The 11,617-nt window shown below is 43.0% G+C and carries 12 protein-coding genes; 4 read left to right on the top strand and 8 right to left on the bottom strand.

The window, feature by feature from the left end; genetic code table 11:
* Positions 1-297 precede the first annotated feature (297 nt).
* The 3 genes from dacB to G9F48_RS15090 all read right to left on the bottom strand — a co-directional run bounded on the left by dacB (position 298) and on the right by G9F48_RS15090 (position 4,264).
* Positions 298-1,773 carry a D-alanyl-D-alanine carboxypeptidase/D-alanyl-D-alanine endopeptidase gene (gene dacB / locus G9F48_RS15100; protein WP_165409714.1) on the bottom strand — a complete coding sequence of 492 codons (1,476 nt, stop codon included), beginning with the start codon at positions 1,771-1,773 and terminating at the stop codon, positions 298-300.
* 19 nt (positions 1,774-1,792) lie between these two features.
* Entirely contained in the window at positions 1,793-2,761 is a 969-nt protein-coding gene (locus tag G9F48_RS15095; RefSeq protein WP_156734926.1) for an aldose 1-epimerase, read from the bottom strand.
* A 114-nt stretch (positions 2,762-2,875) separates the two neighbouring features.
* Positions 2,876-4,264 (bottom strand): MATE family efflux transporter, encoded by a 1,389-nt coding sequence (locus G9F48_RS15090; RefSeq protein WP_139890107.1) that lies wholly within the window; start codon positions 4,262-4,264, stop codon positions 2,876-2,878.
* Positions 4,265-4,492: 228 nt separating this feature from the next.
* On the opposite strand from G9F48_RS15090, the gene G9F48_RS15085 reads away from it, so the two are divergent.
* The 4 genes from G9F48_RS15085 to G9F48_RS15070 all read left to right on the top strand — a co-directional run bounded on the left by G9F48_RS15085 (position 4,493) and on the right by G9F48_RS15070 (position 8,230).
* A complete protein-coding gene (locus G9F48_RS15085) occupies positions 4,493-5,035 on the top strand; it encodes an IseA DL-endopeptidase inhibitor family protein (protein ID WP_015417595.1) in 543 nt (180 codons plus the stop codon).
* 342 nt (positions 5,036-5,377) lie between these two features.
* Entirely contained in the window at positions 5,378-7,030 is a 1,653-nt protein-coding gene (locus G9F48_RS15080; RefSeq protein WP_165409713.1) for a T7SS effector LXG polymorphic toxin, read from the top strand.
* Positions 7,027-7,458 carry an SMI1/KNR4 family protein gene (locus G9F48_RS15075; RefSeq protein WP_046341269.1) on the top strand — a complete coding sequence of 144 codons (432 nt, stop codon included), beginning with the start codon at positions 7,027-7,029 and terminating at the stop codon, positions 7,456-7,458. The genes G9F48_RS15080 and G9F48_RS15075 overlap by 4 nt, the downstream gene beginning before the upstream one ends.
* A 154-nt stretch (positions 7,459-7,612) precedes the next feature.
* Entirely contained in the window at positions 7,613-8,230 is a 618-nt protein-coding gene (locus G9F48_RS15070; protein WP_165409712.1) for a hypothetical protein, read from the top strand.
* A 44-nt stretch (positions 8,231-8,274) separates the two neighbouring features.
* Here the strand turns inward: G9F48_RS15070 and G9F48_RS15065 are convergent, their stop codons facing one another.
* From G9F48_RS15065 to G9F48_RS15045, 5 genes are read right to left on the bottom strand one after another with little or no spacing between them, the layout of a single operon-like run.
* Positions 8,275-9,273, bottom strand: coding sequence for an N-acetylmuramoyl-L-alanine amidase (locus tag G9F48_RS15065; protein WP_165409711.1), 999 nt, complete (start codon positions 9,271-9,273; stop codon positions 8,275-8,277).
* A 48-nt stretch (positions 9,274-9,321) separates the two neighbouring features.
* A complete protein-coding gene (locus tag G9F48_RS15060) occupies positions 9,322-9,744 on the bottom strand; it encodes a phage holin family protein (RefSeq protein ID WP_015387952.1) in 423 nt (140 codons plus the stop codon).
* A 51-nt stretch (positions 9,745-9,795) separates the two neighbouring features.
* A complete protein-coding gene (locus G9F48_RS15055; RefSeq protein WP_015387951.1) occupies positions 9,796-9,984 on the bottom strand; it encodes an XkdX family protein in 189 nt (62 codons plus the stop codon).
* Positions 9,981-10,343 (bottom strand): hypothetical protein, encoded by a 363-nt coding sequence (locus G9F48_RS15050; protein ID WP_139885416.1) that lies wholly within the window; start codon positions 10,341-10,343, stop codon positions 9,981-9,983. The genes G9F48_RS15055 and G9F48_RS15050 overlap by 4 nt, the downstream gene beginning before the upstream one ends.
* On the bottom strand, positions 10,340-11,617 hold the full coding sequence (locus tag G9F48_RS15045) for a phage baseplate upper protein (protein WP_165409710.1): 1,278 nt from the start codon (positions 11,615-11,617) through the stop codon (positions 10,340-10,342). The genes G9F48_RS15050 and G9F48_RS15045 overlap by 4 nt, the downstream gene beginning before the upstream one ends.

Genomic DNA, 11,617 nt, shown 5'->3' with positions numbered 1-11,617 from the left:
TTCATTTCTATAATCTTTATACCATGTAAAACGGTATGTATGCACACTGCAAACTGGTTCTTAAACACTATAATAAGGAATAAAATGTATAATTAATTGCGCTTTTAAAAAGGTTTTGCCTCCTGAAAAGAAGTTTCATGTTAGAAAATGAAAAATCGGTGAACAAGTAAGAAAGTAGTGTGTAAAAAAAAGGAAGTATATTGCGATATTACTTTTTGAAAAGATTGATTCATAATCGCAATATAATGTTTTACAGACATCAAAAAAAAGCCGAACCCTCTAAGGATCCGGCCCTTCTTATTGATTTGCCAGCACGACTGCGATTTTGTCTTCAATGTCTTTTCCGTCATCTTCGTCAAGCAGCCCGTTTTGAAGCACGGAAAAAATAAGCGTATCTCCTGTTTTTGTGTCTGCATAGCCGGCAATCGAACTGACTGATGTTAGTGACCCGGTTTTCGCTTTAATTTTGCCCTCTGCCGGAGTATTCTTCAGCCGATTCCGAAGAGTGCCTCCCGTCATTCTGTCGCTTGCACCGGCGACAGGGAGCGAACGAAGGAAAGCCGGGTACCACTTTTCTTTCTGAACCGCATACAAAAGCTCTCCGATTTGGCCGGCGGATACGCCGTTAATATGAGAAACGCCGGATCCGTCTCTTGCAATCAATTCATCCGGATTCAGCCCGAACGATTTGAGCTCCGATTTCATCACGTCCAAACCCTTTTCCCAGCTGCCCTCCCCTTTTTTCACTTTTCCCATTTCCTTGATCAGAATTTCGGCGTGCCCGTTGTTGCTCAGTTTCATAAACGGGATCAATAATTCTGAAAGAGGCATGGATGTCCGTGATGTGACAAGCTGGGTGCGGTGCGGCATTCGCCCTGTTCTGATTTTCCCTTTTACAGTTATACCCTTTTTTGTAAGCGCTTGTTTCCATAAATCTAAAGCATAGGACGACGGGTCCCACACTGCCGCCCATTCTCTTGCCTTTGACGAGCCGGCAGGTATGGTTCCCTTTATCGTAATCACATTGCCACCGTGCTCCCGTTCAACCGTCAATTCTTTCTTTTCATCAGAAGCGACGGTTTTCACTTCATTTTTCACACGAACGACGTCCGTATGGGGAGAAATCGAAATGCGCGGCTTTTTACCGGGCTGTTTCGCCGGGGTGATTTCTGCAATCACCGTTCCGGTATCATAATCTTCATTTGGGGAAGCGGTAAGAGCTGATACTTGCGCGCCATAATATTGGCCTTCATCACTCCACGGAAGATCAACTGAATACCTGGTATCGTCATACCACGAATCATCCCCGACCAGATCTCCTTTAATGACATGGATGCCTCTGGCTTTGACTTGTTTAGCCATCTTCTCAAAATCAGAAGCCAATAGGGTCGGATCGCCTTTTCCCCTGAGATAAAGGTTTCCGCGCAGCTGTTTTCCTTTCACGGCGCCGTCTGCCCGTACTTCTGTCTTAAAGGTGTAATCTTCTCCGAGAACGGAAAGCGCCGCAGATGCCGTCAGCAGTTTCATCAATGATGCAGGCCTCAGCCGCATATCTTCCCGGCTGCCGAACAGCACCTCCCCTGTTTTTGCTGACCGGACACTGACGCCCGCTGAAGTTCCCTTTAAAGCGGGTTCTTCATCCAGAATGTGTTCCAGCTCTTTTTGCAAAGTATTTTTTTGTTCAGCCGCCTTAGCCGCATCATCAATATAAGGAACTGCGGCAATGATCAAAAGCAGAATCACCGCGCACAAGCGTTTCACATATGTTTTCAATGTTATCCCCGCCTCTTTCCTATTCTTCGTCATGCAAAATGGTGATTCTGGATGACGCAGCCGCTTCTTCGCCCGGTTTCAGAATCTGAAGCCCTGTCAGTGATGCAGGCTGATTCAGATTAAATGCATCTGTAACGGAAGTATAAGGCTCAAGACTGACAAACCCCTGCTTTCCGTCACCGTTATATACCACCCAATGCTTGAAAGACGTGTCCGCTTGATACAAAACGGATAATTGCTCATCCGGATGATAAATAACAGCTTCGTTATTGCCGCCATTCCGTCCGGAAGAAAGAAAAACATCGTCAAACTGTTTATTTTTCAAAGACATTCCATGACGGAACGCTTCTTTATCAGGAACATCCAATAAACGGCCCGTCGGTACGAAACGTTCATTTAATTCCCACATGCGGTCAGCCGTCAAAAATAGACGGGATCGCTCTTCATTGAAAACAAATGTGGAATGATAGCCTAGCCCCCAAGGAAAAGCCTCCGTTCCCTTATTCATAATCAGCGCCCGCTGCGTAAACACATTGTCTTTTAATGTATAGGTCATCCGGACAATGACATCGTGCGGAAATTGTTTATGAACACGGGGAATCTTTGAAAGATCAATTTCTGTTTCGACTGTCATTCCATCCCCCTCTTCTCTCGCTGCCGCCGCTTTCCAATGCTGATTGTGAAGAAAGCCGTGAATATGATTATGTTTATCCTCTTCGTTTATCTCGAATTGATACGCACGCCCGTCAAAACGAAACGTCCCGTCCGTAATCCGGTTCGGCGGGAATAAAACGGGAATGCCGTACAGCATGGGTTTTTTGAGGAATTCCTCCGCAGTTTCCGGTTCTCTCAGAAGCCGCATACCGGTTCTTTTATCCCGAAGCGATATGACATTTGATCCCCACTCCGGCACAATGATGCATTCAGCCTGATCAGTCTCCGCTTTTATGGCTGAAACTCCTAAATAAGTCGTATGTTCAATCGTCATAAGCACCTGCCCTTTCCTTGTTTTCTAGCATGTATAGGAATTCCATTTTCTAAACTCATTTTCCTTCTCTAAAAAAACATCGCCCGTATGAATTGAGCGATGTGCGGTAAAACCTTATTGAATCAGCCGGGTAATCTGTTTTTTCTTCCATACAAACCGGTAATATCCGTATTGCAGCAGCAGGCTGACGACAAAAGCCGCCGGATAACCGACCCAAATGCCGAGAATGCCGAGATTCGTATAATGAGAAAGAATAAAGGCCACAGGCACTTCAATTCCCCAAATCGTAAAAATGCTGATAATCGTCGGCCATAACACCGTACCGCTCGCCCGCATTGTTGCTGAAACAATCTGAGCATGACCGAAAATCAGATAGCTCCAAAGGGTAATCATAATCAGATTGCGGGCAATGCGGAGTGTATCCTGATCGGTTAAAAACAAAGCCAGTATCTGCCGGGAGAAGGTGTAAATCAGCACAATCAAAACCCCGCCGATCAAATAATTCAGGCCGATGCCGACTTTAATGACCTGCTTCAGCCGGCCGAATTGATTTGCTCCTATGGATTGGGCGGCAAAAATTGAAACGGCGATACCGAGGCTTACCGCCGGCATCTGCACATAACTCGCCACTTGGTTGACAACCCCGTAAGCAGCCGTCGCGTTTGATCCGTAATGATTGACAAATGAAATGACCGCAATTTCAGAAAGTGACACGAGAATCATATTGATGCTCGACGGAATCCCGAGACGGAGTAAAAGCGCGAGCAGCTTTTTGTCCATTTTAAGAGAACGGAGCGCAGTCCGGTCAAATGCCAATGGATGTTTCCTTTTCCGCAAATAAACCATGAGTACGATAAATGTCACGATGTTTGAAATCACGGTTGCATACGCCGAACCGTAAATGCCGAACTTCGGAAGTCCGAAAAGCCCGAGAATCAATAAGGGCAAGATACCGATGTTTATGACTGTACTGACGATTAACGTATAAAACGGAGTCTTTGAATCTCCCGTTCCGCGTAAAAATGTCGTATACGCAAAATATAAAAACATCAGCGGCATTGCGCAAAACAAAATGCGCGCATATCGGACACTGACATCTATTACGTTTTCCGGCGTTCCCATCAGCCGCAGAATATCAAGCGTAAACACACTGCCGACAACTGCCAGAACAACACCGAGCATAAAGGTAAAAGTCAGTGTAGTGCCGACAATCGCCTTCATCCTCTCTTCGTTTTTCGCGCCGTAAGCCTGCCCGATCAGAATGGAACTTCCCGAACCGATTCCGATCGTAAAGGAGATCAGCAGAAAAAACAGCGGAAAAAAAGACGATACGGCGGCAAGCGCATCAACTCCGAGCCACCTTCCGACAAATACCATTCCGACCAATTGGCCGACAGATTGCAATACATTGCTTAAAAGCAGCGGCACTAAAAACAGTGACATCGATCGCCAGACAGACTGGCCGCGGCCTTCCGCTGTTTCTAAATGATCTTGTACTTCCATATGTAGGACTCCTTTTTTGATTTTCTTCCATTTTATTATTCAGCAGACAGCTTGTAAAAACCTTTTGTTCAATGAAACTCTTTATCTTATTCTCACGTCTTACATGGAAATAAACCATAAAAATAAAAAGTCCGGAAAATATTTCTGAAAAGGTATTGTAATCTCACTGTAATTATTGTAACATTTGTAACATAAGAGAAAGAGATTGATTGAAGGAGAGATTATATCATGAAAAAATGGCTATTATTCCTCACTACTATTACATTGATTCTGTCATTGGGCACTGCGGCGACCGCAAAAAATGCATCTAATGACCTTACACAAAAACAAGCACTTCAACTGGCCCTGTCAGCGAGAGAACATTTCTGGAACACGATGAGCGGCGGTGCGCTTAAATCAAACGCAAACTGCACATCTGAACCGTTTGAATATCAAAATCTTCAATACGTATTTATGTGCAAAGACCTCGGAACAAAAGCGAAAGCCGTAAAATATCTGACACCCGCTTTTACAAAGCAAGCGATTGACAAAGGGCTCAAAGATTACCACTTCACTGTAAAAGACGGCAAATTGGCTGTTCCGGTCGGCGACGGAGATAACCTCCTGAATTGGAAAAAAGCAAAAATGACTCTTCTTTCTAAAAAAGGAAGCGTTCAAACATACCGCTTCACTGTACCGACTCTTGACGGTTCTCCGTCAGCAAAACGCGATGTAACATTCGTAAAAGAAAACAACGTTTGGAAAGTCAATCAATTTGATGCTGTCATATAAGAAAAAGCCCGCTTGCTTACAGCGGGCTTTTTTCACATCATTTCCACCAGGTTCTTGCAAAATATTAAACTCAAAAACCCCTTGTATAACAAGGGGTTTTTTGTTTTGCCGACATTATTAATCTGCGCCTATCTTATACAAAAAACGCTCTAGGAGAACGTGCAATATACCTCTATATGCGTTGATATATAAGCTTTTTTAACAATACTTGTGCTAAATTTGCGAAAAATATTTTAAGTGTTTTTATCTGTGTAAATTTCGAACTCTTAAAGATATTCATTTTACTCCGAGTTTCAACGTGGTAAAATTTTGAATAACATTTTATCACGAAAGGATATGATCATGAAAATCTTTGAAGCAACCACCCTGCTTTCTGCCGCCAAACAACGCGCAAACGAATACAAAGAATTGCGCAACCAAATGACGAACCTGAAAAATGCGTTCCAAGGTATGGCAGACTTGGGCGACAATGATTTTTCGGGCAAAGGCGCTGATAACATCAAAGCTTTATTTCAAGATCATGCAGGCGTCACAGATGAATGGTTGGAATTGATTGATATGAAAATCGCGTTTCTCACAAGCATAGAAGCCATGATTGGAGATGCCGGGCTTTCAGATTCTTATGTGGAAGAATCGTTCCTTGAGCATGAATTGACAAATGCACTTGATAAATCAAAAGCGATTATGCAAGAGCAGCGCAATGAAATGAAAGGTATCCTTGATGAAATCGCAGATATACTGCCGCTCGATCTCTTTTCAACCGATAACGCAGATCAGAAATTAGATGATTCGGATACAACAAAAAGAGAAACAATACAAAAAATTGGTGAGCTGGATAACAACCTTTCAAATGAGTATGCGCTGACAGAAGCTAATGAGGCGTTTATCATGGCGGATTTTCAGGCATTACAGGATGCGACAGGTAAAGGCAAAAACGCCACACCGCTCAACTATAATGCAAAGGCGTATCGGGAAAGTGAAATCCACCAGATGCAAGCAGGATTACATAAGCAGTCATCCGAATATCTTTCGTTCAAAAAGCAGCAGGCTGAAGAGCGAAGAATCGCCAAGGAGCAGGAAGAGCTTGCAAATAGACCCTGGTACGAAAAAACGTGGAATGTTGTATGTGATTTTACAGGTGAGGTTACCGGATATTATGATTATAAAAGGGCCGCTGATGGAGTTGACCCCGTCACAGGTGAAAAACTCACTACCGGTCAGCGAGTCGCAGCAGGAGGAATGGCTGCCGCTGGTTATGTTCCTATTGTCGGCTGGGCCGGCCGTATCTTTAAAGGTGGAAAGGCAATCTATTCAACTGGAAAAGCAATTTACAAAGCAGATAAAGCGCTCGAAATATATAAAACCCCAAAAACCTTTAAAGCCCTTCAAAACTCTGACAAAGGACTTTATGGGCTCGCATCTGCGAACGGTTTTAGTGAGGCAATAACCGGTCGAGATATGTTTGGGAATAAAATATCGGACGAAGAACGAAATAACAGTATACACACTGCCTTAGCTGCATTTGTGCCGTTCGGGGTTCGTGGAGTTAGTGGGAAACTAAATGTAAAAGCAAATGGCACAACTGAGAATTTCGTAATATTTAACAAGACTCATAAAGATTCAATGCCAAAACCAAAAGGTACGGGCCCTAGTGGTGGGCGGTTACAATCCCATCATGGATTACAACAGCAGTGGGCAAAAGAAAACCTAAAAAAGTATGGTTATGATGCCAATAAAGCGCCTACTATAACTATTGAAACAGGAAAAGGGTTCCCCCACACTGAAATAAGTAAAAGACAGAACATGAGACGAAATGAACGGGTTGCTCAAGGGAAAGGGAAATGGGAATCGACTTTACAAGAGGAACTCAATCACACAGTGGAGGATTTAAAAGCAGCAGGGTTTTCTCATAAAACTATTGAAAATGTACTCGAACAACAATATAAGATGTTAGAGAAGCTCGGAGTAAAATTTGAAAGGATTGATTTGAAATGACTTTGCTCAATAAAATAAGCTCTCGTTTTTCAGTAGATGCGAAAGAAGCAGCAGCAACCGAAGAAGAAATCAAAGCATTAACGGAATTTTCCCCTATTAATGTACCATCGGATTATTTAGACATAGTAAGTGAAGCCACAGAAGTAGAAATAAATGTAGCTGGTGAAAAGTATATACGAATATGGAGCCCTGCTGGTTGTATTGATATGAATGAATCCTATGAAATACAGGACTACATACCGAACTCGCTTGCTGTCGGCGACGATGAGGGCGGGAATGCTCTGATTTACTTGGAAGGAGCAGAAGGATTTGGGTTATATATTGTGGGATTCGGAGATTTAGATCCAGAAGAAGCTGTAAAAGTCGCCCCATCTTTAAATGATTTATTAATTCAGGATACAGGTATAGAAAAAATATTAGAAAATTAATAAAAGCCCTCTTATAGAGGGCTTTTATTTTACTGCAGTTTATCTTTCGTACTCAGCCCATTTTAAAATTATAACAAAGTTTTTACAATGCATAGAAATGAATCCTTATTTGCTTTAAAATGTAAATGTTGTTTGATTAAGAGGAGGATTTTTTATGAAAAAGCTTGTTTTTTTATTATCCATTTTTCTTCTATGCTTTGGTATATCTGCGTGTAGCAGTGAAAACACCATTTCGGAAGAAAAAGAGAAAAATAACACTGAAAGTGAAGACAATAACGTCGAGACAGATAAAGTTGAGAATACACAAAAAGAATTTAACTTTAGCCTTGAGGAATTTGTACAGACTTTCAATGAAGCGACTCGAGATATTGAAAGTGATGAAGATATTGAATCCACTGGTCTCAGTCGTATTAATAAAGATAATATCGGAGATTTTGAACTTACCGAAGCCAAAGATGGTACAATTTACACCAGAGAACTGAAAACAGAAACTGATAACTCCGGCGGAACTTTCACTTTGGAAGCATGGTATGACGAGAATCATAAATTCTATCGTTTACATTTATCCACTTCTGGTCCAGATAATATGGCTTCTCAAATAGGCCTGGATAATACACTTGCGGTTTTTCATGCTTTAGGAATTGATATTAAGCATGTAAACGATCTTCTAAAAAGCGAGCAAAATACACTTGAGGTATTTGACGGTAACTATCTTGTTACACTAGCTAAAATTCCTCAAATGTCGTTAATTATAAATATTGAACCAAAATAAAAGCCCCTTTTGGGGGCTTTCTCATTATTTCAAAAGCGTTTTACTTAAACCATTTTTCCATATTGTCCTGACACATACCGCCGTTTACCGCCATGGATGACTTCCCAATAGCCTTTAGAGTTGTTTAAACCTTTAACAGAACCTAAGATATTAATTGTCTTACCGAGGCCAATTGTATCCACATTCTTGGCGTTTTTACGGTCTGGTTTGTCCATAATAATTGCAGCACTTTTAACACCAACAATTTTAATTTTGCCTACGGACTTAATACTCCCACCAGTCTTGTTTGAAGATTTCGAAGGGATTTTCCCTAACTCTGCATCGCTCTTGATATAGCTTACATTAACGTAACCGCTGTATGTGGCTCCTTTAGAATTGGTATATTTAATGTAACCCCAACCATTTTGAGTCGATCCTTTTTTATATTGGACAGTCGAACCTTTAGGAAGAGCAAGCACAATAGACGAGTTGGCACTGCGCTGAGTTCTCACATTAAGGCTGTCAGCAACAACTGTATTTTTAATATACGATTCTTTTGTTTTATCAACAGGAGAATTTACCGTTTTAGACGGGGCGCCGCTGATACCGGCTTTAAAGGAGTCCCATCGATCAAGCAGCTTGCGCGGACAATACTTGCCGGACCAGTGCTGGTGAGGGACCACGTTTGCAAAGGAAATGCCCTGCTCCTTCATGAGCTTTTTGATCAGCCATTGAGCATTTGCCACGGCTTTCTCAAAATCCCCATCGCTATTCTCGCAAATTTCAATGCCGATAGATTTCCGATTGCCAGTTCCGCGGTTTCCGTCTCCCGCGTGCCATCCGTTTTCATTCAATGGCAGATGCTGATAAATCTCTTTGTCGTCTACTGTAAAGTGCCAGCTGGTGGGTGTTTCCGGATTTTTCTCATAACGGGCGTGCATGGATGCGCTTGCCCCTTGTGCCGTGTTTGCCGTGTTATGAACTGTGATGTATGCCGGGTTCATTGCGTATCCCGGTCTGTTATTGTGCCCCGCTGGAATAAAGTCTTTAGTGATTTTCACCATGTTTCATCGTCTCCTATTCTATTTTTGGAATTTAAAAAGCCGCTGGATTTACTCAGCAGCTTTGTCCTCTTTTTCTGTTTTCTGATCGTTGTCACTTTCAATTACATGGAGCCGGTCAGTGATGACGGCCGGAATTTTAACGCCGATCTGTGCCAAGTTTTCCGTGATGGATAGGCCCTCATTTGCAATATAAAAAAGAACGGTCGCAAAGGTCAGGACGCCGTTCAGATCCATAATCGTATCAATAGCATTCGCCACAATAACCACAAGGAAACTGAGCATCTTACGCACATAGCCGAACCATGCGCTACGGCTCCGAAGCTCCTTGAATTTCCATGCCTTTATCACACCGGTAATGATGTCAATGATGTTCAGCACCAGCATTAAATCAAGATATTTCACCTCCCCAAAAAGATATGCTCTTGCGATCTGTAAGCTCTCAAAATTCATCCACACGTATATTCCCTCCAATTGTTATCACCTCCTTCGAGGCAAAATAAAAAACACCTCTCCGGGTGTTGATCAGTTTGCGGCGCCGCCTAAATCCACACTGACAGGCTGTTTTGTCATCGGATAGGTTAAGCCGGTTATTTGTTTGTATTCATCTTCTGTAATTCTTCCCCACTCCACAAAACGGGCCACGTCTGCATTACTGTAATACTGCGGCCCCCATCCGTAGATGGTTTTAACGCTTGTAAACCAATCCATCATACCCCTTTCCCTCCCTCCGCCAGCATTAGATAAAGATTTGCAATCATTTGCGCTTGTGACTCGGCCAGGCTCTGCGCTTCCGCAAGCTGCGTTGTAATGGCCGCATTCTGAGCTTTCAATTCATCGACGGGGGAAGGAACCCGTCCGCTTTCAATTTGCTTTTCCAAGGATTTTTTCTCTTCCTCTGTGGCCGCCTCCGTCCATATCTTCTCAGCTGGATGATACATCGCCTTTATAAAAGAAGGAGGCTGGATCATTGTGCAATTATCAGGAATTGTATAGTTTCCTTCTTCATCAGGCTCAATTGGAACGGGTTTGGTCAAAATGAAATTTTCATCGTACTCATAAACCTGAATCATGCTGTCCCTCCTTCCTGAAAGCCCACGACCACATCCAGATAGTAGCCTCCGCCCATCTTACTTGAGTCCGCCGGGTCCGGGTATTTTATTTTCAAGTCTCCATCATCATAAATGATTAAATTGGCTGTGCCGCCTGTACCACTTAACGGCACTGTTATAACGGAACCGCCAGCAGGTGCGTATTCCGCGGGGATGGAGCCGAATATAATTTCGGCGTCTGTTTTCACATGCCCCCGTAAGATTAAAAACGCCCCCCACTTTGCGTACATCGGTGTCCGCGTCCCTGCGGTGGCTCCGTTCTTCAGCATGATGTTGGCAAAGGTGGCAGCTCCGTTCCATGTCTTCCGTTCAACTTTAGAAATATGCCGTTCTTGGTTGTAATTATGGGCCGTGAACTGACGTAATAATTCTTCCAGTTCATCTTTAAAACCCGCTGTGAATAACTTTGATAATTGCTCCAATGTATCTTTGAAAGGTTTGGTAACATGAATGTCCGTATTATTGGCGTGAGTGTTTACCTTCTCTTGCGCCCCGCTTTCTGTTTCTTTACTGTCCCAAACCTTCCGATCTGCTGCAGAAACATGCTTTTCTTGATCGTTCGCATGGGCGTTTACTTTCTTTTGCGCGCCGGAGGGGGTTTCCTTGGCATTCCACGCCTTTCTTTCGGCAGCCGTAATATGCTTTTCTTCATCATTCGCATGTTCATTTGTATAAGCCTTGGCCTTTTCCTCTGCAGCATCCGCTTTTTTCTGCGCGCCCTCTTTCGTTTCAATAGCTTCCAGATCGGCAAATTTCTTCTGTAATTCCTCGACAGTCTGACTGATTTCTTCGACGATGTGGTTTACCCCGTCTCTCAGCGTTTCAAAATCATCAATGTAATAATCAGCTGTCGGAACGATGTTCTGATCCTCTAACGTTTTGGCGATAGAGAAAGTAAAAAATGAAGTCGCCAGCGCTTGGCCGTTCGTGTAATATAGTTTGATTTCCGCCTTAACCGTTCCGTAATGCTTGAGTTCTGCATTGGACAACACATATTCTGCTGTGCCGTTTACCTTGTCAGTGATGGTGTGGCTCTTTTTATAAAACGATCCATCATCATACAGTAGGACAATTTTTGCATCTACGGCTGACAGAGGCAACGGTACACCATCCTTTGTAAAAGAAAAAAACAGCTTTGCGCTGCCTGTGTCTTGCGTCATAAATTGTATATTTGTACTCCGGCCATTGATTGGATTTGTATTAATGTTGATCGGCACGCTGCCCGTTTTATACAT

It is taken from the genome of Bacillus sp. EKM420B, from assembly GCF_011065565.1.
Classification (GTDB): Bacteria; Bacillota; Bacilli; order Bacillales; family Bacillaceae; genus Bacillus; species Bacillus velezensis.
Note: the sequence above shows the minus strand (reverse complement) of the source record. Positions and strands in the feature narration are given on the sequence as shown.

Bases quoted from the DNA above. Each gene is read 5' to 3' on its own strand.
- G9F48_RS15075 (WP_046341269.1), top strand. From the start codon at position 7,027: ATGACTTTGCTCAATAAAATAAGCTCTCGTTTTTCAGTAGATGCGAAA.
- G9F48_RS15050 (WP_139885416.1), bottom strand. From the start codon at position 10,343: ATGATTCAGGTTTATGAGTACGATGAAAATTTCATTTTGACCAAACCC.
- G9F48_RS15080 (WP_165409713.1), top strand. From the start codon at position 5,378: ATGAAAATCTTTGAAGCAACCACCCTGCTTTCTGCCGCCAAACAACGC.
- G9F48_RS15055 (WP_015387951.1), bottom strand. From the start codon at position 9,984: ATGATGGATTGGTTTACAAGCGTTAAAACCATCTACGGATGGGGGCCG.
- G9F48_RS15045 (WP_165409710.1), bottom strand. From the start codon at position 11,617: ATGTATAAAACGGGCAGCGTGCCGATCAACATTAATACAAATCCAATC.
- G9F48_RS15095 (WP_156734926.1), bottom strand. From the start codon at position 2,761: ATGACGATTGAACATACGACTTATTTAGGAGTTTCAGCCATAAAAGCG.
- G9F48_RS15070 (WP_165409712.1), top strand. From the start codon at position 7,613: ATGAAAAAGCTTGTTTTTTTATTATCCATTTTTCTTCTATGCTTTGGT.
- G9F48_RS15090 (WP_139890107.1), bottom strand. From the start codon at position 4,264: ATGGAAGTACAAGATCATTTAGAAACAGCGGAAGGCCGCGGCCAGTCT.
- G9F48_RS15065 (WP_165409711.1), bottom strand. From the start codon at position 9,273: ATGGTGAAAATCACTAAAGACTTTATTCCAGCGGGGCACAATAACAGA.
- G9F48_RS15085 (WP_015417595.1), top strand. From the start codon at position 4,493: ATGAAAAAATGGCTATTATTCCTCACTACTATTACATTGATTCTGTCA.